The sequence below is a fragment of the Kribbella caucasensis genome (genome assembly GCF_004361855.1).
Taxonomy (GTDB): Bacteria; Actinomycetota; Actinomycetes; order Propionibacteriales; family Kribbellaceae; genus Kribbella; species Kribbella caucasensis.
On record NZ_SNWQ01000001.1, the window covers coordinates 124,042 to 146,371 of the forward strand.

Annotated in this window: 17 protein-coding genes and 1 riboswitch; of the genes, 8 read left to right on the top strand and 9 right to left on the bottom strand. The window is 68.6% G+C overall.

The features are described from left to right. Positions 1 to 82: 82 nt before the first annotated feature. From EV643_RS00555 to EV643_RS00575, 4 genes are read right to left on the bottom strand one after another with little or no spacing between them, the layout of a single operon-like run. Entirely contained in the window at positions 83 to 1,756 is a 1,674-nt protein-coding gene (locus EV643_RS00555) for a (2,3-dihydroxybenzoyl)adenylate synthase (protein ID WP_133797938.1), read from the bottom strand. Further along, a complete protein-coding gene (locus EV643_RS44620) occupies positions 1,756 to 4,056 on the bottom strand; it encodes an acetate--CoA ligase family protein (protein WP_202869335.1) in 2,301 nt (766 codons plus the stop codon). The genes EV643_RS00555 and EV643_RS44620 overlap by 1 nt, the downstream gene beginning before the upstream one ends. Further along, positions 4,053 to 5,654 carry an FAD-dependent monooxygenase gene (locus tag EV643_RS00570; protein ID WP_202869336.1) on the bottom strand — a complete coding sequence of 534 codons (1,602 nt, stop codon included), beginning with the start codon at positions 5,652 to 5,654 and terminating at the stop codon, positions 4,053 to 4,055. The genes EV643_RS44620 and EV643_RS00570 overlap by 4 nt, the downstream gene beginning before the upstream one ends. Before the next feature lie 35 nt (positions 5,655 to 5,689). Then, entirely contained in the window at positions 5,690 to 7,015 is a 1,326-nt protein-coding gene (locus EV643_RS00575; RefSeq protein WP_202869337.1) for an MFS transporter, read from the bottom strand. A gap of 237 nt (positions 7,016 to 7,252) precedes the next feature. On the opposite strand from EV643_RS00575, the gene EV643_RS00580 reads away from it, so the two are divergent. From EV643_RS00580 to EV643_RS00590, 3 genes are all read left to right on the top strand, one after another. Continuing rightward, a complete protein-coding gene (locus tag EV643_RS00580; RefSeq protein ID WP_133797939.1) occupies positions 7,253 to 8,065 on the top strand; it encodes a PaaX family transcriptional regulator in 813 nt (270 codons plus the stop codon). 159 nt (positions 8,066 to 8,224) lie between these two features. Further along, complete coding sequence (locus EV643_RS00585) at positions 8,225 to 10,576, top strand: DOMON domain-containing protein (protein WP_133797940.1); 2,352 nt, start codon at positions 8,225 to 8,227, stop codon at positions 10,574 to 10,576. 129 nt (positions 10,577 to 10,705) lie between these two features. Continuing rightward, a complete protein-coding gene (locus EV643_RS00590; protein WP_238165259.1) occupies positions 10,706 to 11,677 on the top strand; it encodes a hypothetical protein in 972 nt (323 codons plus the stop codon). Between the two features lie 78 nt (positions 11,678 to 11,755). Here the strand turns inward: EV643_RS00590 and EV643_RS00595 are convergent, their stop codons facing one another. From EV643_RS00595 to EV643_RS00605, 3 genes are all read right to left on the bottom strand, one after another. Then, positions 11,756 to 12,211: a DUF6069 family protein gene (locus EV643_RS00595; RefSeq protein WP_133797941.1), complete on the bottom strand. Its 456-nt coding sequence runs from the start codon at positions 12,209 to 12,211 to the stop codon at positions 11,756 to 11,758. Beyond that, complete coding sequence (locus EV643_RS00600; protein WP_133797942.1) at positions 12,208 to 13,203, bottom strand: RNA polymerase subunit sigma-70; 996 nt, start codon at positions 13,201 to 13,203, stop codon at positions 12,208 to 12,210. Before EV643_RS00600 ends, EV643_RS00595 begins: the two co-directional genes overlap by 4 nt. Before the next feature lie 251 nt (positions 13,204 to 13,454). Continuing rightward, complete coding sequence (locus EV643_RS00605; RefSeq protein ID WP_133797943.1) at positions 13,455 to 14,087, bottom strand: hypothetical protein; 633 nt, start codon at positions 14,085 to 14,087, stop codon at positions 13,455 to 13,457. A gap of 169 nt (positions 14,088 to 14,256) precedes the next feature. On the opposite strand from EV643_RS00605, the gene EV643_RS00610 reads away from it, so the two are divergent. Next, positions 14,257 to 14,955: an alpha/beta fold hydrolase gene (locus EV643_RS00610; RefSeq protein ID WP_133797944.1), complete on the top strand. Its 699-nt coding sequence runs from the start codon at positions 14,257 to 14,259 to the stop codon at positions 14,953 to 14,955. On the opposite strand, the gene EV643_RS00615 is transcribed toward EV643_RS00610, so the two are convergent. Beyond that, complete coding sequence (locus EV643_RS00615; RefSeq protein WP_133797945.1) at positions 14,917 to 16,290, bottom strand: L-serine ammonia-lyase; 1,374 nt, start codon at positions 16,288 to 16,290, stop codon at positions 14,917 to 14,919. The two genes, EV643_RS00610 and EV643_RS00615, sit on opposite strands and share 39 nt — an antisense overlap. 78 nt (positions 16,291 to 16,368) lie before the next feature. Then, positions 16,369 to 16,461, bottom strand: a riboswitch (glycine riboswitch). Between the two features lie 132 nt (positions 16,462 to 16,593). Between EV643_RS00615 and EV643_RS00620 the strand changes: the two genes are divergently transcribed. Next, on the top strand, positions 16,594 to 17,523 hold the full coding sequence (locus tag EV643_RS00620) for a hypothetical protein (protein WP_133797946.1): 930 nt from the start codon (positions 16,594 to 16,596) through the stop codon (positions 17,521 to 17,523). Here EV643_RS00620 and EV643_RS00625 read toward each other — a convergent pair. Then, the gene (locus EV643_RS00625) at positions 17,520 to 17,852 is read right to left on the bottom strand and encodes a DUF3817 domain-containing protein (protein ID WP_133797947.1); all 333 of its coding nucleotides are present in this window, start codon (positions 17,850 to 17,852) and stop codon (positions 17,520 to 17,522) included. The two genes, EV643_RS00620 and EV643_RS00625, sit on opposite strands and share 4 nt — an antisense overlap. A gap of 100 nt (positions 17,853 to 17,952) precedes the next feature. On the opposite strand from EV643_RS00625, the gene EV643_RS00630 reads away from it, so the two are divergent. The 3 genes from EV643_RS00630 (at position 17,953) to EV643_RS00640 (ending at position 22,258) form a co-directional block, all read left to right on the top strand. Beyond that, positions 17,953 to 19,149 (top strand): RNA-guided endonuclease InsQ/TnpB family protein, encoded by a 1,197-nt coding sequence (locus tag EV643_RS00630; RefSeq protein WP_133797948.1) that lies wholly within the window; start codon positions 17,953 to 17,955, stop codon positions 19,147 to 19,149. A 168-nt stretch (positions 19,150 to 19,317) separates the two neighbouring features. Next, positions 19,318 to 20,832 (top strand): alpha/beta hydrolase, encoded by a 1,515-nt coding sequence (locus tag EV643_RS00635; protein ID WP_238165260.1) that lies wholly within the window; start codon positions 19,318 to 19,320, stop codon positions 20,830 to 20,832. Between the two features lie 184 nt (positions 20,833 to 21,016). Next, a complete protein-coding gene (locus EV643_RS00640) occupies positions 21,017 to 22,258 on the top strand; it encodes a S1 family peptidase (protein WP_238165261.1) in 1,242 nt (413 codons plus the stop codon). Positions 22,259 to 22,330 lie beyond the last annotated feature (72 nt).

Sequence of the window (22,330 nt, forward strand, 5' to 3'; positions counted from 1 at the left end):
TACCGATCGACAGGAGGTGGTCGCCTGTCAGGCTGCCTTGCTCGCGTCACGCAGGCGTAACCACCGTCCCGCGGCCCGGACACTACCTGTCGATCGGTACGCGTTCCTCCTCAAGCCGGGCCGCGATGTCCGTCCGCAGCGCCGACTTGTCGATCTTGCCGACCTTGGTGGTCGGCAGCTCGGCACAGATCACCAGTCGTTCGGGCAACTTGTACGCGGCCACGCCCTTGTTCTCCATCGACTGGCGGACGTCGGCCAGTGTGACGTCGGCGCCGGGCCGCGGTACGACATACAGGCAGACGCGTTCGCCCAGGCCCGGATCCGGCATCGCGATCGCGGCGACCTGCTGGACGCCGTCGAGCATGTAGGTGAGGTTCTCGACCTCCTCGGCGGAGATCTTCTCGCCGCCGCGGTTGATCATGTCCTTGTCCCGGCCCTCGACGATCAGGTTGCCACCAGCAACCAATCGGCAGATGTCACCGCTGCGGTACCAGCCGTCCGCGGTGAACGCCCGGGCGTTCTGCTGCTCGGCTTTGTAGTAGCCGCGCGGGGTGTACGGCCCGCGGGTGAGCAGTGATCCGGGTTCGCCGGGCGGCACCGGGCGACCGAGCGGGTCGACCACCACGACCTCGTCGTCCGGGCACATCGGGCGGCCCTGGGTGGTGACGATGATCTCGTCCGGGTCGTCCAGCCGGGTGTAGTTGAGCAGCCCCTCGGCCATCCCGAACACCTGTTGCAACGTGCAACCGAGTACCGGCTTGATCTTCCGCGCGACCTCGTCCGCGAGCCTGGCACCGCCGACCTGCAGCACTCGCAGCGACGACAGGTCCCATCGGCCTTCGTCGTATGAGTCGAGCCAGCGTTGTGCGACGGCGGGGACGACTGCGGTGTGCGTGACGCCTTCCTCGGCGATCGTCCGGAACGCCCGCTCGGGTTCGGGACTGGGCAGCATCACGACGCGGCCGCCCACGAGGAGTGCGCCGAGCAGCCCGGGACATGCGAGCGGGAAGTTGTGCCCGGCAGGCAGCGTCACCAGGTAGACGGTGTCCTCGTCCATACCGGACGCCTCGCCGCTGCGCTTGGCGTTGTACGTGTAGTCGTCATGCGTCCGCGCGATCAGCTTCGGCAACCCCGTCGTCCCACCGGACAACAAGAACACCGCCACACTCCGACTGTCCGGCTCAACCGCATCCCACCGCCCCCGGTCACTCCCACCCGAACCACCCGAGCAAAGTGCCCGTAGGTCGACGCTTGCTTTTTGCAAGTTTGGTCCGGAAACAAGAGCGTGCTGCAGCGTGGGGACCTCGCCGACCAGCCGGTGGGCGAGTTCCTGATGGTCGAAGCCGCGCAGTTCGTCCGGTACGGCGATGGCGGCCGCCTCGGCGTGTTCGGTCAGGTAGGAGAGCTCGTGATGCCGATGCCCCGGCAGCGCCATCACCGGCACGATCCCGGCGCGGAGACACGCCAGCGTGAGGACGACGAACTCCCACCCGTTCGGCAGTTGCACGACGATCCGGTCGTCCGCCCGCAGGCCGAGCTCGACCAGCCGGGTCGCGGCCGTGTCCGCGCGCGCCACGAGTTCGGCGTAGGTGAGCCGGAGGTCGCCATCGACCAGCGCGACCTTGTCGGGGGTCCGGTCGGCCTGCTGCCAGATGTGGTGCGGCAGACTCCGGCCCTCCCAGTAGCCGGCCGCGACGTAGCGCTCGGCGTACTCGGCGGGCCAGGGCACGACGCCATCGGCGATCGGGGTGACCATCACATCTCCTCCCGACCGGAGGCCCGGTCGTGGGCATCGTTGGCGGTGATCACGGCGTCCAGGGCGACGAGTCCGTCGCGGGTCAGCCGCAGGGGGTTGATCTCGATCTCGTCAACGTTCGGGGTATCGATCAGCACCTGACCGAGCGCACGTACCATGCGGGCAAGCTCGGAGCGGTCGAGCACGGGACCGTTGCGCCAGCCGTCGAGCAGCGCCCGCCCGAGCAGTTCGTCCGGCATCGACTCCGCTTCGGCCATCGACAGTGGTACGGCGCGAACCGCGACGTCGGCCAGCGCCTCGGCCGCCGCACCACCCAGTCCGACGAGCACCACCGGCCCGAAGACCGGATCGCGCCGCGCGCCGACGATGAGGTCGACGCCGGGTGCCGCCATCGCCTCCATCAGGAACCGTTGGGCGCCCGCTCGCTCGAGCTGCTCCAACGCGTCGGCCAGTTCGTCCCGGCTCTGGATCCCCAGGTGAACTCCACCGATCTCCGTCTTGTGCAGCACGCTTGCATCCAGCAACTTCACTGCAACCGGACCACCAAACTCCACCAACGCGTCGAACGCCGCATCAATGGACTCGCACCGCACCCGAGCAGGAGTACGAATCCCGAGCCCGTCGAGCACACCCTTCGCCTCATCCTCATCCCACGGCCCACCCACCAGACCCCGCGCGGGGTCCTGCGGCACCGCCGGCTGCGGGTCGTTGGGGGCTTGGGGAAGGCGGTGCGCGGTGCGGGCGTCTTCCAACCCCGCCCGGGCCTCCGCCCCCGCCGCCTCCGGCTCGCCGGGCACATAGGTACGCCGGTGAGCGGTGCGGGCGTCTTCCGCCAGGGCGTGGACGTCGCCTTGGGTACGGCGGTGCGCGGTGCGGGCGTCATCCGCCAGGGCGTGGACGTCGCCTTGGGTACCGCGGTGCGCGGTGCGGGCGTCGTCTACGAGGGCGCGGACGGCGTTGGCTACCGCGGCCGGGCTGGTGCCGACCGCGTAGCCGCGGTCGCGAAGTCCGGCCCGGACCACGGCGACGTCCTCGCTGGAACCGCCCACGCCGACCACAGTAGGACCCGTGTCGCCGACTCGGGAGAGTTCGCTCACCAGATCGAGGTTGTCGGGCTCGGTCAACGCATAGACGGCAACCAACTCCACCGACTCGTCCGCAGCCACCGCCCCGACCACGTCGCCGAACTCGGGCCCCGGACGCCCCGTGTCGACCGGATTCTCCTGGTACGTCATCGGCGGAAGCAGTTCACCCAAGCGCTCCCGCGTCGACCCGGCCAGCATGGGAATCCGGATCTCGCCATCGCGCAACCGATCCAGAAGCAGCAGACCAGGTCCTGCCTGAGCGGTCACGATCCCCACGCCAGGATCCGCGGACGGAGGCAGCCGTACGGTCGACAGCGCCCCGACGGCGTCGACCAGTTGACGCTCGTCATCGACCAGTACGGCACCCGCCTGCCGCAGCACCCCACGGGTCGTTCGCCAGGAGGTCGCGAGCGAACCGGTGTGGGAGCGGGCGAAGTCGCCCACATCGTTGCGGCCGACAACCAGTGCGACCACCGGGATTCGTACGGACAACCGCGCTACCGAATCAGCCAGCCGCGAACCATCGGCGACCGACTCGACGTGCAGCGCGACCGCCGTCGTGTCCGCGTGATCCAGCAGGTGATCCAAGATCTCCGCGGTACCGAGGTCGACGCTGTTGCCGAGGCCGACCGCGATACTCACGCCGTACCCGGCTTCGGCGAGCAGGAACGACACCGCATGGTTGACGCCCCCACTGGCCGCGACGACCGCGACCCCACCGGCAGGCACCTGGGCAGCACTCGGTACGAAACTTGCAGTCAGCTTGCTTTTTGGAACCAGGAAGCCAGACGTGTTCGGTCCGAGCAGCCGGATGCCGTACCGCTCGACCACATCGGCCAATGCCTGTTGGTGATCCTCATGACCGGACTCGGCGAATCCACCCGCGCAAACCAACGCTGCAGTCGCCCCGGCCTTGGCTGCCTCGGCGACCGCATCCGCACAGGCCGGCGCCGGCACGCACACCACGGCAAGGTCGATCGGCGCACCAAGTACGTCGACCGCCTCCGCCACGGACCCATGCATCCCGGGATCGCGCGAGTTCACCAGCGCGAGCGGCCCGCCGTACGACGAGAGCGAGCGGGCCATCACCGACCCGAGCTTCACCGGATTCCGCGACGCCCCGATCACCGCAATCCCCCGCGGCGCAAACAACCCACCGAGACCCGTCATCCGCTCCACCCCACCAAATCCGCGCTGCGCCTCGAGACCCGTCATCCGCTCCGCCCATCCAGGTCGGCGCCACCGGACAGACCGCCGGTCCGCCCCACCAGATCGGCGCGGCCGGACAGGACCAGGGTTTCGGCCTGGTCGAGGTCGAGATCGTCGTCGATCACCAGCGCCGACGTACCGGTCGCGAGCCGCGCCTCCTCCGCCAGCAACGTGCGCGTCAGCCGCGACCCACCATGGACGCCAACCAGAGCGGGACCAGCCGTCACACCCGCGTTCAGCGACGCCAACGCACCAGGCAACTCCGCTTCGGTCTGAGGTGCCTCCAACCACAGACCCCACGACCGCGCGCCCATCCCCTCCCGCGGCTCGGCAACCAGCGGAACCCCGCCAACTACCGCACCGTCGTCAGTCAGCGACACCTGCACCAGCCGCCCCGGCACCGCAACCCCACCGAACCGGAACGGCGTGCGCAACGGCCCACTCCCCTCCGCGGCAACCCACGCGGCACGAGTCCGCTCGACAAACCCGGGATCGCGCCGCGCCAGCTTCCCGCCGCTGATACTCCGGGTCAGGAAGTGAAACGCGAACTGCCAAGGCTCCAACGTGTCGTGGTACCGACCGAAGTGCTCCCACCAGGACAGACTCGGCCGCGCCGACCCCTGGATCTTCTCCACCGAAGGCCGCGCCGATTCCTCGTACGCCGTGAGCGCGGCACCGAGATCGTCCGGATGAGCAACCAATGCGGCGGCCAACGCGACCGCATCCTCCATCGCCATCTTCGTCCCCGAGCCGACCGAGAAGTGCGCGGTGTGGGCGGCATCCCCGAGCAGGACGACGTTGCCGGCGGACCAACTCCCGGTCCGTCTGGTCCGGAAGTTTCCCCAGCGCGAGTTGTTCACCAGCAGGGGATGCCCGTCGATCTGCTCGGCGAACAGCTTCTCCAGGTACTCCTTCGACTTCAGGTCGCTCGGCCCCGGCGGCTGGGCCACATCGAATTCGTCCAGCCGGGCCGCCCGCCATGAGTTCTGGTCCGTCTCCACGATGAACGTGCTCACGTCAGGGCTGATCGGATACCCGTGCACCGCGAACACCCCGTCCGGCCCGCGCTCGTGGACGAAGGTGAGCCCGTCGAACGCGTACGTCGTACCGAACCAGATGAACTTCGCCGTGGCGGTCTCCGCACTCGGTCCGAGCGCGCCCGCCAGCCGCTCCCGGATCCGCGAGTTCGCGCCGTCTGCGGCGACCACCAGGTCGTAGTCCCGCAGATCGTCGAGCTCGACCTCGCTTTCGAATCGCAAGTCCACTCCGACTTGTGAAGCGCGCTCCTGCAACACCCCAAGCAACGTCTTGCGGGCTATCGCCGCCATCCCGTTGCCGCCGCAGCGATACCGCTCACCCTTGAGCCGGACCTCGATCGCGTCCCAGTGCATGCCGTGCTCGCTCAGCGCGTCCCGGACCACGGGGTCCGCCGCGTGGATGGCGGCCAGCGTGGCGTCCGAGAAGACCACGCCGAAGCCGAAAGTGTCGTCCGCACGATTCCGTTCGAACACGGTCACCTCGGCCGACGGGTTCCCCGCCTTCACCAGAGTGGCGAGGAACAGGCCGCCGGGTCCGCCACCTACACAGGCGATCCTCATCGTCATGTCGATCCTTCGTCAGGCTTGGGTGATCTGGAGGCTCAGGCTTGGGTCGTCTGGGGAGTGGTACCCAGAACGGGCTCGGGGCGTGGTTCACGGTTGGTCCGGGGCACCGCTGCGATCACCAGGGCACCGAGGACGGCGGGGACTGCGAAGCCGTAGAAGTTCCAGTCGAGACTGAGTTCGGAGTCGAGCACCCAGCCACCGAACAGCGGACCGACGATCGCGCCGAGCCGGCCGACCCCCAGCGACCAGCCGAGGGCGGTGGCACGACTGCTCGCCGGGTAGTGCGTCGCGACATATCCGTTGACCAGGATCTGCGTTCCGACTGTACCGAGACCGGCGACCGCGATCAGCAGATACAGAGCGAACGCAGCCGGGCTGGCGCTGAGCAGGTAGATCGACACCGCGGCCAACGCGAAGGCCGTGGTGGTGACGACCTTGGAGCCGATCCGGTCGGCCACCGTCGACGCCACCAGGGCACCGACGATCGCGCCGACGTTCAGCACCAGGAGGAACCTCAGCGACGACCCCAACGGATAGCCGGCCTGACGCATGATCTGCGGCAGCCAGGTGTTCAGGCCATAGACGAGCAACAGGCCGAAGAAGCTCGCCACCCCGAACAGAATCGTCGCGGCCAGGTGGTTCTTGCCGAAAAGCAGGGCCAACGCACTCCATTTGCTGCTCTTCTCCAGCGCGACCGGTTCAGGCCGTACGCCGTACTTCGCGGCCAGTGTCGCGGCTTCGTCATGCCGGCCACGAGCCTGCAGGAAGCTCACCGACTCGGGCAGGAACTTCAGGGCGAGCGGCAGTACGAGGACGAGCGGCGCCATCCCGATCCAGAACATGATCCGGAAGCCGTTGGTCGGGACCAGGTTGATCGCCAGCACCGCGGCCAGCACGCCGCCGAGCGAGAACCCGGAGAACATCAGCGCGTTGTTGAAGTTCCGGCGGTGTGGCGGCGCGTACTCGACGGTGAGGGCGATCGCCGTCGGGACCACACCGCCGAGGCCGAGACCGGTGACGAACCGGAGGATGCCGAACACCTCGGCACTCGGCGCCATCGCGGTCGCTCCCATCGCGAGTGAGAACCAGATGATGCTGGCAACCATGATCTTGCGCCGCCCGACGATGTCGGTGAGCGCGCCGACGCACAACGTCCCGATCACCATCCCGGTCAGCGCATAACTGCCGATCGCACCGGCCTGACCGGGAGTGAGGTCCCATTCAGGGTACTGCAGCAACGACGGCACCACTGCGCCGTACACGATCAGGTCGTAACCGTCGAAGACGATCGTGACAAAACAGATGGCCACCACCCACAGGCCGGTACGGGCGCCGGTGGTGGCATTGGACGGACTGGACATCTGGGCCCTCGATTCCTGCCGGGCGAAACGTGGATGTCACAGAAGCTAGGACTAAACCGCGACGACCGTCAAGAGTTTGACACATGTAAGCTGTTATCAGAGGCCGGGAAAACCCCTACCGTGGAGGAGGCCGACGTTGTCAGCCAGGGACCAGCGTCACCCACATGACGTCCGCGAGGCCGGTGTGATGCGAAAATGAGCACGCCGACCCGCTGGGACCGAATCCGAGGAGACGCCATGAAGCCACGGTCGATCGTCTTCGACCTCTTCGGCGACTACATCCGCTACCGCGGCGGCGAGGTGCGGTTGCGCACCCTCACCGCACTGCTGGACTGCTTCGACATCGGCGAGAGCACCGTCCGCGTGGTGATGGCCCGGTTGCGCCGGGAGGGCTGGTTCGACACCCGACGGGACGGGCGGGAGACGGTCTACGCGCTGAACGATCGCAGCTGGCGACTCCTCGACGAAGGCCGGACCAGGATCTTCGAACGCTCCCGCGACCCGTGGAACCGGCAGTGGTCGATGGTGATCTACTCCGTTCCGGAGAGCGAACGCGCGCTTCGCGAGGAACTCCGCAAGGAGCTCGCCTGGCTGGGTTTCGGCCCGCTGGCATCGTCGACCTGGGTGAGCCCGCACGACCGGCTGACCGAGGTGCAGGAGCATTTCGCGGACCAGCCCGCAATCCAGCTGGACCTGTTGCAGTGTTCGTCATCCGGCCTGTCCCGCGACCGCGAGATGGCCGCGCGCTGCTGGGATCTCGGCTCGCTCGACGCCGACTACGCCGAGCTGCTCCGCTCGTACCGGCCGCGGATGAAGGCCTATCGGGCCGGGAGTGTGCCGGCCCAGCAGGCGCTCGTCGAGCGGATGCAACTCGTGCACGACTACCGGATGTTCCCGTTCCGCGATCCCGATCTGCCTGAGGAACTGCTGCCGGCGGGCTGGCACGGCCGCGAGGCGCACGAGCTGTTCCTGCAGGCCCACGAGGCATTGAAGGAACCCGCCGACCGGTTCTTCAGCGAGGTCACCGCGAGCGCCGAGCGGGTTGCCTGACCACTCAGCCAAACCGACTCGCCGCGCTTTAATGTGTCAGATTCTTGACGAGCGGCGTACAAATGGCGTTCAATCCAGAGGCTCGTAACGCTCGTGCGCTCGCCGGCCCCGGTCGCACGTGCGGCTGACTCGACCACGTGCTCTCTGGAGGCACAGCCGATGAGACCTGTCCATTCGACCCTTGCCCTGCTGGCGGCCGGCGGCCTACTCGCCTGGCTCGCCCAACCCGCCTCAGGCGGTATTGGATTCCTTCCCCACCCCACCGCCCCGGTCGATCCCGCCGTCGCGGCCGTCCCGGTTGCCGCCGGACCCGCCGTACTGAACGCACCGGCGCCGGACGCACCCCAGTTGCAGAACACCGGCATCTGGCAGGCGAAACCCACGATGATCTGCCACACCAGCGCCTACCGCGCCGGCGAGTACGTGCACCAGGGATGTGTGTACGACGACCAGGGCGCGCAACTGATCAAGACCAACTGGCCGGAACACTCGCTGACGTTCGCGTACACGTATCCGACCAACCCGGTGTACCGCGCGAACGCGGCGGACCTGGTCGAAGTACGGGTCAAGCCGCTCGCCGACGCGACGGCGTTCCGGATCACCTACAACACGATGATCGACCCGGAACTGGTCGGCACGACCATTGCCCTGGGCAACTCCCTGCTGCCACGCGAGGCGCCACACGGCGCGAACACCAAGCTGCGCGGCGAGAAGTTCGTCACCGTGCACGGAAGCACCGCCGACGTGATCGACGGGGCGACCGGCGCGACCCTCCCCGCGACCCCCGCGGTGACGGTCGACGTCGAACGCCGTCAGGTCGAGGTCCGCGTCCCGCACAGCGCCTTCGACCCCGGCACCCGAAGCGTCCGGGTGGCAGCGGCGACGGGGCTCTGGAACCGCGCGACCAACAAGTTCCTGTTGCCCCAGGCAATCGCAGATGCCGATACCCCGGGCGGCGCCCTGACCGCGGGACTACGGCCGTCGGCGTACTTCGATGTCGCCTTCCGGCACGAGGAACCGTTCAACTCGCCGTGGCGGAACGACCTGCAGAAGACCACGCTGGCGAGCGGCGACATCAGCCGGTTCGCGGCGACCGTCGACTTCGCCAAGCTCCAGCAGAAGACCAACGACGAGCTGACCGGCAACCCCGAGGGCGTGCCCACCTCCGGTTACATGAACCGGCTCTACGCGTCGCACAGCGAAGTGCGGCAAGGCCGTCGGCTGCCGACCGACCCGGGCCAGCCGCCGCTCGGATCCTTCACCCAGCAGAACGGCGCCACGACCATCGGCGAGGGCACACCGAGCGTCCAGTTCGGCTGGATCTGCCGGGACGACTGTGTTTCGGACCTGCCCGGCCGGCTGCAGCGGTACGTCGCCTACGTCCCGGCCCTGCCCAAACCGGCGAACGGTTACGCCAGCATGATCTGGACGCCCGGTTACGCGCAGAGCGCCAACGACCAGGTCGGCGACCCCGGCACACTCGAGCTGCTCCCTGCTGGTGACAGGGACCTCTTCCACCAGGTCGCGAACCGCACGTCGGCTCCGACCGTGGTGATCTCCGTCGACGGTCGCGGCAACGACAACTGGTACTACGGCCGTTCCGGCACATCGGTGTTCGAGGTGATCGCCGATGCGCGGCGTTCCATCGGACTGGATTCGGCGCGCACCGTGATGAGTGGTTTCTCCAGTGGCGCGTACGGCGCGAACAAGTTGTCGCTGCAGTTCCCGGACGTGTTCAGCAAGGCGTTCATCTGCGACGGGCTGAACATGGCGCCGTCGTTCCCAGGCATCAACGGCATCGCCGACACGTTGCCGGTGGACACAGCGACCCAGCACGAACCGGGATCCCGGCTGACCCCGTTGCTCCCGTCCCGGCGGAACCAGCCGGTGCTGGAGTGGGCCGGTCTGCCCGACAACTACATCCCCTACAACATCCCGCGCGAACGGGCCACGGCGTACATCGCGGGTGGGCAGTACGACTTCAAGTTCGACAGCTGGCTCGGCGCTTCGTCGGATCACGTGGTGATGTGTGCCAACGCGACCTGGAAGGTGCTGACCGACTGGCTTGGCGACATGCGTGGGGTGCGCGATCTGTTCCACGTGACCTACGTACGGAACCCCGCGATGGACGATCCTGAGTCCGGGCTGGTCGGGGATCACGCGTACTGGCTCAGCGACATCCAGAACCGGACGGGTGAGCTCGGCACCATCGACGTGAAGTCGCACGGGTTCGGGCTGAAGGACGCGGCAGCCGCACCGGTCGTCACCGGGGTCGGGACAGCGACCGGGTCGACGGTTCCGATCAACCTCTTCACGACCGAACACCGGACCAAGCCCGCGCCCGTCAGCGCACCGGTGCAGAACCGGCTCGACATCACCGCGCAGAACATCCGCACGGTGACGATCGCCCCGCAGCAGGCCAAGGTCGACTGCGACGCCGAGCTGAATGTCACCACCGACGGACCCGTGACCGTCAAGGTGATCGGCTGCCCGGCCCGCACCTTCGGCTGAGAAGCCGTCCTTCGGCTGAGAAACCGCTGCTGAGGCTGAGGAAGCGTTGCGCTTTCGACGCTGACGACAGGCGGAGGATGAGTCGCTGAGGATCCCCTTGCCGCATAGGCTTGCGGCAAGGGGATTCTCATGACCTGGGGGGTTACTTTGCGCAAGATCCTGTCTTTCACCGTCAGCCTGGCCGTGATCGGTCTTGCGACCGGTTGCGGCGGTTCGGGCGACGACGCCGCACCATCGACCACGCAGTCGTCGACCACGCCGACTCAGACCACGCCGACTGCGTCAACCACCACCACGTCGGCTTCACCTCCGCCCACGACGACCGGCCCGCTGACCGGAGCGCAGTACCAGGCTGTCCTGAGCGATCTGGATCGCAAGATCGCCGCCGACGTCGCGCTGCTGACCTCGGCGAAGAGCGGCGAGAACCTGAACCAGGCGGTGGGAGCCCTCACCAGCACCCTGAGCGAGGAGTCGTTCGCGGTCGGCCAGCTCCGGCTGCAGGCCAATGTGATCCCGGCAAACAAGACTCTGCAAGCCCGCTTGCGGGCTGCGTCGGCCGCGCTGTCCGCCACCGACGGCATCGAAGGCGACGCGAAGTGCGGTGGGGTCGTCTACACGTCCCAGGCTGTGCAGCGGAAGCTCAAAGCCGACCTGGCCGCCGCGATCACGGCACTGCGCAGGTTCGGCCTGCGATTCGGTACGACGCTGCCGGACGTCGGCCCCGAACCGGCCGACCAGCGCCCGTCGAACGGCGACATCCTGGTCCGTTCCGGCTCCCGCGGCCTCGGTCGCCTGCAGGTGAAGAACGGCACCGACAAGGACGTCGCAGTCTCGATCGTCACCGACGGCAAGCCGCCCAGGACACCGCACGTGATGATGTACGTGCAGGCGAAGAAGACCGCCACCGTGAACCGGATCGGCGGCAAGTACCACATCTACTTCAAGGGCGGCACCGACTGGAACCCGAAGCGCCGCCAGTTCTCCTCCGACTGCTCCTTCCAGAAGTTCGACCAGGGCTTCAACCGCAACGAAGGCTGGCAGATCGACCTCCAGCCCACCTTCCTGGGCAACGCCTCGACCAGCGAGGTAGACGCCTACTGACGGGAAGTCACGGCTTGGCTTGCGGGAGCGGACCTTCAAGCCGCCGCGCCGCTCCACGCGTTGTCCCGATGCGGATCATCAATCGGTCCGGGTGCGGAGGCTCCGCGCCAGGGTGGGGATCATCACCGTCGCAGCGACGAGGTGTAGCCCGAGGAGGGCGGTGGTGGTGGCGGTGTTTGCCCCGGAGAGGAGGGGCGGGACCAACGAGATCGCGGTCAGCGACACTGCCGTCCACACGAATCGCTTGGCGGGGCGAGCGCTCCAACGACGAAGAGCGACGGCAATGACGATGCCCACGACCGAGAAGAAGCCGGTCACCACGGCGAACCCGGACAACGGGATCGTCTCGCCACCATCGGGGACCTCGAAGTCGACGCCAACGGCCTGGGCAAGCGCAGCGGCGAGGGTGGTGGCCACCATCGCTGCGAGCGTGGCAACGAGGCCGGTGCCGGCGAGCCCCCGGAGTCGGTGGGTGTGGCTGGTCTGGCCCGATGCCGGGCCCGCGACGACCCCGGTGTCATTCATGCTGCTCATGTGCCGTCCGCCGGCAGGCGCTCCGGCAGCCCGAATCGCGGGAACTGGTCGGCGTGGAACGTGATGATCTCGGTGATCGCCCCGCCGGTGACGCGCAGGACGTCGATCGTCAGCGGCAGGTACGCGCCCTCCCGCTGCTGCCAGAGGTAGAAGGCGACGGCCGGCTGCCGGTTGGCGGAGGTGAGGACGCCGCGCAGGCCCGTCATGCCCTCGAACCCGTCCTCGACCCAGCTGTTCACCACCGCGTCGCGCCCGACGTACAGACCTGGCGTGGGCGGCATCGAGCAGCGGACGTCGTCCCGCAGCATGGCGGCGAGCCTGCCGATGTCCGTGGCCACACTGGCGTCGGTGAAGCGGCGCACCAGGTCGCGCGTCGCGGCGTCATCCTCGCCGCCGGTCCAGTCCTGCCGCTCGGCCGGCAGGTGCTCCCGCATGCCAGCGCGGGCCCGCTGCAGCGCGCTGTTCACGGAGTTGACGGAGTCCCCGAGGAGCTCGGCGACGTCCTTCGCCGGCCAGCCGAGCACGTCCCGCAGGATCAGCACGGCTCGCGGGCGCGGCGCGAGATGCTGGACGGCGACCACGTACGCGAGCTCGATCGTCTCCCGCGCGACGGCGACGGTCTCCGGCTCGTCCGCGTCGCCCGCGGGCAGCTCGTCGAGCAGCCGGTCCGGGTAGGGCTGCAGCCACAGCACCTCGCCGCCGGTCGCGGGCTCCGGGCGGCACTTGGCGAGCAGGTCCAGGCAGGCGTTGGTGGCGATCCGGTACAGCCAGGCCCGGAACGTCGACCGCCCCTCGAAGGTCTCCCGCCGCCGCCAGGCACGGAGGAAGGTCTCCTGCACGGTGTCCTCGGCGTCCTCGAACGACCCGAGCATCCGGTAGCAGTGCACGTGCAACTCCCGCCGGTGCCGCTCCGCCAGCCCCGAGAACGCCGGCTCGTCGACCTCGCCCAGACCGCTCACGCCCAGCTCCTCCAGCCACGTGTCCGCACTCATCACGTCATCCTTCCGCCTCGTCGTGTCCCGTCGTAGGTATGACGGGTGCGGGCGCGACAACTCATCACCAGGGTCGGTGGTCATCGCCTGGTGCAGGCGGGTGAGGGTGTCGCCGTTGCGCAGGTGGGCCAGGGCGAGCAGGGCCTGCCGGCCTGGGGTCGAGTTGGCCCCTGACTCGGCTACTGACCTTCACCACGCCACTGACCTGCACCATCAGGTTGGAAATGGCTCAATGGTGATACATGTGCGAGCTACGGGGTCAGGCCGCCCAGTAGTGCGCGGAGGACGTCGCCGAGGGTTGGGTCCTGGTGATCGGGGTCGCCCGTTGGCTGGGTGGGGGTGGGTGATGGCGTCCACGGGGTGGTGGGCGGCTGGGTGGTGGTCGTGGTCGTCGGCCTGGTGGGCTGCGTTGTGCTCGGCGGGGTTCTGGTCGGCTGAGCAGTCGGCGGAACGGTTCGCTCGTCGGCCGGCACAGGGGTCGAACTGACGACCGTACGGCGGTCGTCGGCTCGCGTCGGGCGATCGGCGGAGCCGACCGTGACCGGGCCCGACGGGTCGCCGGTCGGTTGGCCGGTCGGCTCGTCGGTCGGCGTGGAGGTCGGGAGCGTCGTCGACGGGAGCGGGGTCTCGGCCGGGATGGGCGGGTAGACCCGGTCGGTGGAGCGGGACGGCGGCGGTCCGGCGACCGGGCTGATCACCTCGGCGCCACCCCGATCGGGCAGCGGGATCAGCGGCAGCGTCGGTCCGCCGAGCAAGCCGACAACGGCCAGCACGGCATAGGCACCCAACGGCACGGCGATGAACACCGCGATCCGGCGGCCCTTCTCGCTCCTCAGCCAGGGCCGGCGGTGTTCTGCCTGTTTTTCCTCGGAGAACAGCCTCACAAGTCGTGGACAGTAGCGCGAACCGAGCTGTTTCAAACAGTCCTTGGAACGATATTCACCAATTCGCCCCACAGGCCGTCAGCAGGGTGCGACGCCGCCGATGCGATGAGTGATGAGCGGCTCGCCAGCCGAGCGAGCGACCGGGGTCGGGCTGTGCCAATCTGCTGCGATGACGACCTTGTTGCTGCATGGCCTCGGAGCGACCAACCGGGTGTGGGACGGCTGGCAGCGCGAGGACGTGATCGCCCCCGACCTCCCCGGCCACGGCACCGCCGAACCACTCCCCGCCTACTCCTTCGAGTCGATCGCCGCCGCCCTGGCCAAAACCCTGGCCGGAACCCTGCCCGACCGGCTCACGATCGTCGGCCACTCACTCGGCGGGGTCATCGCACTCGAACTCGCCGGCGGCCGGTACGGCGTACAGGTGGATCGGGTGATCGCGTTGGGCGTGAAGGTGACCTGGTCCGACGACGACCTGGCGAAGGCCGCCGCGTTGGCCGCCAAACCGGTCACGTACTTCGACACCCGCGACGACGCGGCCGCGCGGTACCTGCGCATCTCCGGGCTGCAGGACCTCATCGACCCGCAAAGCGATACCGTCGACCACGGACTCAAACAAGAGGACGGTCGCTGGCGGCTGGCCCTCGACCCAAGAGCGTTCGGAGTTGGCGCGCCGAACATGTCCCGCCTGATCCGCGACGCCAAGGCGGACGTAGTACTCGCGCGAGGCGAACTCGACCCGATGAACACCGACGCCGAGCTCGCCGAACTGCACGATCGGGTGATCACGCTGCCCGGGCTCGGGCACAACGCGCACGTCGAGGATCCGTCAGCACTCGATCACGTTGACGGCCAGGCCACCGCGTGACGTCTCCTTGTACTTGACCTTCATGTCCGCGCCGGTCTCGCGCATCGTCTTGATCACCTTGTCCAGCGTGACCACGTGGACGCCGTCGCCGTGCATCGCCATCCGGGCCGCGTTGATCGCCTTCACCGACGCCATCGCGTTCCGCTCGATACACGGGATCTGGACCAGCCCGCGGACCGGGTCGCAGGTCAGCCCGAGGTTGTGCTCCATCGCGATCTCGGCCGCGTTCTCCACCTGTTCCGGGGTCCCGCCGAGCACCTCGCACAGCCCGGCCGCCGCCATCGAGCAGGCCGACCCGACCTCGCCCTGGCAACCGACCTCGGCGCCGGAGATGGACGCGTTCTCCTTGTAGAGAACGCCGATCGCGCCGGCCGCCAGCAGGAACCGGACAGAGCCGTCATCCGTTGCCCCGGGCACGAATCGCCGGTAGTAGTGCAGCACCGCAGGAATGATGCCGGCGGCACCGTTCGTCGGCGCGGTGACGATCCGGCCGCCGGACGCGTTCTGCTCGTTCACCGCGAGCGCGAACAGGTTGACCCAGTCCATCACCTTGAGCGGATCCGTCGACCACGGATCGCGGATGAGCTTCTGGTGCAACGAGTACGCCCGGCGCGGCACCTTCAACCCACCCGGCAGCACGCCCTCGGTTTCGCACCCCTCCTGCACGCAGTCCTGCATCACCTGCCAGATGTGCAGCAGACCTTCGTGGATCTCGGACTCGGTCCGCCAGGCCAGCTCGTTCGCCAGCATCACCTCGCTGATCGGCAACTGCGCCTCACGGCATCGGTCGAGCAGCTCGGCACCGGACAGGAACGGGTACTTCAACGGAGTCCGGTCCGGCACGATCCGGTCCCCGGCCGCGGCCTTCTCGTCGACCACGAACCCACCGCCGACCGAGTAGTACGTCCGCTCGCGCAGCACCTCGCCGGCCGCATCCAGGGCCCGGAAGGTCATCCCGTTCGGGTGGTACGGCAACGTCTTGCGCCGATGCATCACCAGCTGGGTGTTCTCGTCGAACGCGATCTCGTGCTCGCCGGCGAGCTGGAGCCGGCCGGCGGACCGAATCCCTTCCACCCGGGCGTCGACCGCGCGGGTGTCGACGGTCTCCGGGTCCTCGCCTTCGAGACCGAGCAGGACCGCCTTGTTGCTGCCGTGACCGTGCCCGGTCGCGCCGAGTGAACCGAACAACTGGGACTCGACGGCCGTAGTACTGGTGATCAGACCGTCGCCGGCGAGGCCGAGGGCGAAGGTGCGGGCGGCTCGCATCGGGCCCACGGTGTGGGAGCTCGACGGGCCGATCCCGATGCTGAACAGATCGAAAACGCTGATCGCCATGTGGAGGGAACCCTTCCGGTCGTCGTTGACCGATTGGTGCCTCCCCGCTCTGTCAGGCGTGCGGCCTTCCAGAGGTGCCTCGCCCGTACGGTGAAGGTGCCTGAGAGATTCTTGGGGAGAGTTGCTCCTACGGCGCCCGGGTCAGGCCCGGGTCTCTCCCGCACGGGTTCATGCGGCTGCTGTGCTGTTGTGTCGGACGCCGCGACCGTACGGCGGACCGGGCGCGCGCGTCAATCCGGCGATGGAGGCCGTTCCCTCCCGCGAGTGATCCGCCGGACCTGCCTTGCGGACAAGGCTGTCCACATGACAACGATCGTGCGGACGGCGAACGTCGGACAGGTTGCCCCACGGTGGATGGAGTGGGCGCCCCGTCTCGCCGTCGGCTGGGCCGCGGCGTACGGCGGGGTGCGTCTGTGGTTCGCCGCGGGGCATGCGCCGGACTGGAAGCTTCCAGGTCGTGACCTGCTGATTCCCGATTGGATCTCGGTGGCCGGTTGCGTCTTGAGCGTGGCCGGAGTCGTCGCGCTGGCGCGGTGGCCGCGTTCGCGGGTGCTGATCGGATTGTTGTGGGCGTTGGCCGCGGGCTGGGTCGCCGTGTCGGGGTTCGCGTTGCTGGACGTGGTCGGTGGGGTGCTGCCCGGTCTGGGGATCCCCTTCGATCTGTTCGGCATGCTCAGCCGCTTCGGTGCGCTCGCCGGTGCCGCGTTGCTGGCCGGGACCGCATTGGCTCGACAACGCCGACTCGATCCGAGCTGCCTGCGCTGCACCGGACGGGCTCGCGTCAACTCAACGCCAGGTTGGGCAATGGCGGGCGCTTTGCTGGCTGTCGCGGGATGCCTCGCCCGACTTGCCGCGCAGGCCGTGGTCGGCTTCGACGCCATGCCGTACGACGCTGGGTTGGCCGTGGTCCTGTTCGAGGTCGGCTTCCTGCTCGCTGGTATCGCGCTGCCGCTTCTCCTGGTCCTCCGTCTCGGCAACGTCTTCCCGCGCTGGATGCTGCTGCTCCCAGGGGCCGGACTAGGCGCCGGGATCACGGCGTACTTCGGGGTCGGCCTGATCCAGATGATCGTGGCGGCCGTGCAGGGCAAGGCGGTCTACGGCGACATGGGACTGCCCGACAGCTTCTTCTGGGTGGCGGTCCCGTCGTACTTCGTCTGGGGTCTCGGGCTCGCGGCCGCGGCGTACGGGTACTACCTGCGGACCCGCAAGCCCTGCAAGGGATGCGGCCGTTAGCCGAGCCGGTTGGTGCGGTTCGCCCAGAGCTCGAAGAACCAGGTGAACAGGGGCGGGATGCTCGCGGCCAGGGCCAGCAACGTGGTCGGCCAGGTCCAGCGCAGCGGCTTGCGGACCACGGCCACGGTGAGCACGTAGGCGATGAAGATGCCGCCGTGGATCGGGCCGAAGATCTGCACCCCGATCTCGTTGTCGGACAGCACGTACTTGAACAGCATGCCGATCAGCAGGCCGGTCCAGGACACGGCTTCGGCGATGGCGACGATGCGGAACCAGGTCGCATGCCTGGATCCGGCCGGGGCTTCGACTACTGCGGCGGTCTCGGTCATCAGAAATGGTCGCGGGGGAACCCCGTCCTTGAGAGGAGGACCGCGACTGTCTCCCTTCGGGGATCGGGGACTGTCGGTCCCGGCTGATTGGATTCGTGGCATGTCCCGATACCGGCTGTACCCGACTCCCACGCAGCAGGCCGCGTTGCTGGAACAGTGCAGGCAGGCCCGGTACGTGTACAACCTGGCTCTCGAGCAATGGTCCATGTGGACCCCCGACAAGGGCGCGACACCCGGGTACGTGGAGCAGGCCCGGCAACTGACCGAGGCCAGGGCCGCGTCCGACTGGCTGCGGGCCGGATCGCAGACCGTGCAACAACAGGCGCTGCGCGACTTCCACCAGGCCGTCACGAACTTCTACGCAGGCACCCACCAGCGGCCGACCTGGCGCAAGGCCGGGCGGCACGAGGGATTCCGGATCGTCGGCCAGCAGGCGTCCCGGATCGTCAGGCGGAACCGGAAGTGGGCCGTGGTGAACGTGCCGAAGGTCGGCCGAGTCCGGTTCCGGCTCTCCCGACCCGTTCCCGACGCGAAGTCGTACCGCGTCACCCGCGACCGAATCGGTCGCTGGCACATCGCCTTCGCCGCCATCCCGGAGCCGATCCCCGCACCCGGCACTGGGGAGGTCGTCGGGGTGGACCGCGGCGTCACCGTCTCGGCGGCCCTGTCCACCGGGGAACTCCTGACCTGCCCCGGGCTGACGGACCGCGAGCAGGCACGGCTCAAGCAGCTGCAACGTCGCCTGGCCCGCTGCCGGCGCGGCTCCAAGCGTCGTCGGCGGGTGAAGGCCGCGATCGCCAAGCTCCACGCCCGGGCCGCCGACCGGCGCAAGGACTGGGTGGAGAAGACCAGCACCGACCTCGCCCGACGGTTCGACGTGATCCGCGTCGAGGACCTGCGGATCCCCCAGATGACCCGGCGACCCAAGCCCAAACCCGACCCCGGACGACCAGGGAGGTACCTGCCGAACCGTCGCCGGGCCAAAGCCGGACTCAACCGCGGCATCCTCGCCAACGGGTGGGGACTGCTCGTCCAGCGCCTGGAGCACAAGGCCGCCGGACGGGTCAAGAGAGTGAAACCTGCGTACACGTCGCAGACCTGTAGCGTTTGTGGGCACTGCGCACCGGAGAATCGCGAGAGCCAAGCGGTGTTCCGGTGCGCAGCCTGCGGACACCGGGCGAATGCGGATCTGAACGCGGCAGTGAACATCGCGGCCGGACGGGCCGTCAGCGCACGCCGAGAGACACCACCACGGGTCTCGCCGAAGCGTGAACCTCAACCCGCTACCTCCGCGTAGTGGCTGGAATCCCCGTCCTTCAAGGGCGGGGAGGACGTCAACAGGACTGTGACCCTAACAAGTCCCCCAAAGCGATCGGGGGTTCGGGCCCGGGTCACACCTGATGCCCGTCGGACAGCGGTTGCCGAAGGATCGGGGGCATTGCCTCTCAGACAGGAGATCCTTCGCGTGAGCACCCGAGTACGACGCCTGCGGACCACCACGTGGGGAGTGGTCCTGGGCGTCACCCTGGCCGGCGTCGCAGTACCGGCGACCGCCGCCCCGGGCCCGACCACCACCGCCACCACCTGGAGCGCACCGGCCGTGGCGTGGTCCCCCTGTGTTGCCGTGGGCAAGGAGAAGCCGGAGATCGTCGCGGGCTCGGAGTGCGCGACGCTGCAGGTGCCCGTCGACTGGAAGAACCCGGCCGGTCCCACCTTCGGTCTCGCCATCGCGCGCCGCCAGGCCAAGATGCCGGGCGAACGCATCGGGGTCCTCGTCTTCGGCCCCGGCGGACCGGGCGACTCCGGTGTCTCCCGGATCAAGACCGGGATGAGCCGGTTCAGCGCGAACCTGCAGGACAAGTTCGACATCGTCAGCCTCGACCCGCGCGGTATCGGTGCCAGCAATCCGGTGAAGTGCTCGGCCGCCCTGCTCGCGAAACAGCCGTCGCCGTTGGTCACCAGCCAGGCCGAGTTCGACCGGACCCTGCGCTACAACCGCGAACTGTCCGACGACTGCCGCGCCAACACCGGACCCGTGTACGACCACATCGACACCGGGCAGACCGTGCACGACGTCGATGCGATCCGGCAGGCGCTCGGCGAACAGCAGCTCACCTTCCACGGCAGCTCGTACGGCACGCTGCTGGGCGAGCAGTACGCCGAGGTGTTCCCGCGCAAGGTCCGCGCGATCGTGTTGGAGAGCGTCGTCGACCACAGCCTCGGTCCGAGGACCTTCATCGACACCCAGGCCGAGTCGGCCCAGGACTCGTTCGACGAGTTCGTGAAGTGGTGCGACGGCAGCACCGAGTGCGTCCTGCACGGCCGGGACATCCGCGGACTCTGGGCCGACCTGCTCGACCGGGCGGGCCGCGGCGAACTCCCCGATCCACAGAACCCGCAGGCGGCGCTGACACCGTTCACCCTGACCTACTCGGCGTTCCGCGGCTTCTACAACCCCGACTGGCGCATGCTGGCCACGAACCTGCAAAAGCTCGAGCAGAGCGAGCCGCCGATCGTCACCAAGCCGCCGACGCCGACCGGGCTGCGGTCCAACCCGTTCGCGGTCTTCTGCCAGGACTGGAAGCTCCCGATCCGCAACTATCAGCAGTACGCCGCCGAGCTGGACCGGCTGGCCTGGAAGTACCCGGAGATGAAGTACCCCGGTGCGTTGCTGGCCGTCAGCACCTGCCTTGGTTCGCCGACGAAAGTGGACAACCCGCAGGACCGACTGAAGGTCCGCGGCCTCGACCGGCCGCTCCTGCTGGTCAACAGCGTCCACGACCCCGCGGCGGGCTACAACTGGGCCACCAACGTGGCCCGGCAGCTCGGCCGGTCCGGCGTACTGGTCACCTATCAGGGCTGGGGCCACGGCAACTACACGACCAGCCCGTGCATGCAGGCCGCGGTCGACGCCTACCTGGTGTCGCTGACCGTCCCCCGGCGAGGCACCTCCTGTCCCGCGATCGCGCCGGTCGGCTGAAACGAATGATCACCCTCGGTCGAGTGCTCGCCGACCGAGGGTGATCGCCTGCGTCTCGAATGCTTTCCCTTGACGGGAGCGGTCGCACCCAACCATCACCCTCCGTTCACTTGTGGTCATCGTCCGTAGCGCGAACGCTTCTCCCACCGTGGCCTTTGAGGCAGGCCACCAGAAGAGACCGGATGTGACTGTGTCCTATCTACGCCCACCCCACCGCCCCGGACAGGGGTCTTACCGCCCCAGTAGATCCATCGCAGGTGCCGCTCTCGTACTCGGACTCGGCGCCGCCGCCCTGGCGCCGATGCCGACCGCGACCGGCGCTCCCGTCCCCACCCCCGGGGTGTACGACGTCCTCGGCAAGAGCTGGGGTGTCTCCCCGGCCGAGGCCAAGGTCCGCCTGGACGCCGAACACAGCAAGGCGGACGCACTCGAGACCGCCAAGGCCGGCACCGCCAACCTGGACGGCGCGTTCTTCGACGCGTCCCGCCGGCTGGTCGTCAACGTGCACTCCGCCAAGGCCGCCGAGGTCGCCCGCGAACACGGCCTGACCCCGCGGACCGTGGCCCGCGGCGAGAAGGCGCTCGCGAAACTGCAGGCCCAGGTGCAGGCGCTGGCCGACAGGTCCGGTTCGGCCCAGGTCCAGAGCATCGGCGCGGACCTGCCGACCGACCGTCTGCAGGTCGTCCTGCAGCCCGGCAAACAGTCCGCCAAGACCGTTGCCCTGGTCAACCAACTGAAGGCGATCCCCGGGGTCGGCGTGTCCACCAACTCGGCCACCCTGGCGATGACCGCGGACGTCATCGGCGGCCAGATCATGGACGTCGTGCCCGGCACCTGGTGCTCGCTCGGCTACCCGGGCACCACCAGCGACGGCAACAATGTGCTGCTCACCGCCGGCCACTGCGTCGAGGGCCTCCCGGACGTCCTGAATGCGGCCGGAACCCATATCGGCAAGGGCATCGCGACCCGGTTCCAGACCGGCCGGCGCAGTGTCGACATGGGCCTGATGGACATCGACGCCGAGGACGTCGGCCGCGGCTACATCGACAACCGCAACGGCAGCACCACGACGATCACCGGTTCCTCCAAGGCGCCGGTCGGCTCGACCATCTGCAAGGCGGGGAACACCACCGGCTGGACCTGCGGCACGATCACGCAGTACAACCTGACCGTCAACTACGGCGGCGCCGGCGGCAGCATCACCCGGACCAGCGGGCTGGCCCGGTCGACCGTCTGCACCGAGGGCGGCGACTCCGGCGGCGCCTACATCTCCGGCACGATCGCCCAGGGCATGACGTCCGGCGGCCCGAACGACGGGCACGACTGCGGCTTCAACCAGGGCGGTAACGCCACCGGCTCGTACTCCTTCTACCAGCCGGTCGTCGACGCCGCGAACTACTACGGCGTCACCCTGACCCGCGGCTGACCGACACGTAGTACCGAGGAGGGCCCCATCGCCTGATGGCGGTGGGGCCCCACCTTCGCCCACCCCGCGCCG

Coding starts and splice junctions, on each gene's coding strand:
- EV643_RS00630 (WP_133797948.1), top strand. CDS start 17,953: ATGTCCCGATACCGGCTGTACCCGACTCCCACGCAGCAGGCCGCGTTG.
- EV643_RS00575 (WP_202869337.1), bottom strand. CDS start 7,015: ATGTCCAGTCCGTCCAATGCCACCACCGGCGCCCGTACCGGCCTGTGG.
- EV643_RS00580 (WP_133797939.1), top strand. CDS start 7,253: ATGAAGCCACGGTCGATCGTCTTCGACCTCTTCGGCGACTACATCCGC.
- EV643_RS00600 (WP_133797942.1), bottom strand. CDS start 13,203: ATGAGTGCGGACACGTGGCTGGAGGAGCTGGGCGTGAGCGGTCTGGGC.
- EV643_RS00555 (WP_133797938.1), bottom strand. CDS start 1,756: ATGGTCACCCCGATCGCCGATGGCGTCGTGCCCTGGCCCGCCGAGTAC.
- EV643_RS00610 (WP_133797944.1), top strand. CDS start 14,257: ATGACGACCTTGTTGCTGCATGGCCTCGGAGCGACCAACCGGGTGTGG.
- EV643_RS00570 (WP_202869336.1), bottom strand. CDS start 5,654: ATGACGATGAGGATCGCCTGTGTAGGTGGCGGACCCGGCGGCCTGTTC.
- EV643_RS44620 (WP_202869335.1), bottom strand. CDS start 4,056: ATGACGGGTCTCGAGGCGCAGCGCGGATTTGGTGGGGTGGAGCGGATG.
- EV643_RS00585 (WP_133797940.1), top strand. CDS start 8,225: ATGAGACCTGTCCATTCGACCCTTGCCCTGCTGGCGGCCGGCGGCCTA.
- EV643_RS00590 (WP_238165259.1), top strand. CDS start 10,706: ATGACCTGGGGGGTTACTTTGCGCAAGATCCTGTCTTTCACCGTCAGC.
- EV643_RS00620 (WP_133797946.1), top strand. CDS start 16,594: ATGACAACGATCGTGCGGACGGCGAACGTCGGACAGGTTGCCCCACGG.
- EV643_RS00595 (WP_133797941.1), bottom strand. CDS start 12,211: ATGAGCAGCATGAATGACACCGGGGTCGTCGCGGGCCCGGCATCGGGC.
- EV643_RS00615 (WP_133797945.1), bottom strand. CDS start 16,290: ATGGCGATCAGCGTTTTCGATCTGTTCAGCATCGGGATCGGCCCGTCG.
- EV643_RS00625 (WP_133797947.1), bottom strand. CDS start 17,852: ATGACCGAGACCGCCGCAGTAGTCGAAGCCCCGGCCGGATCCAGGCAT.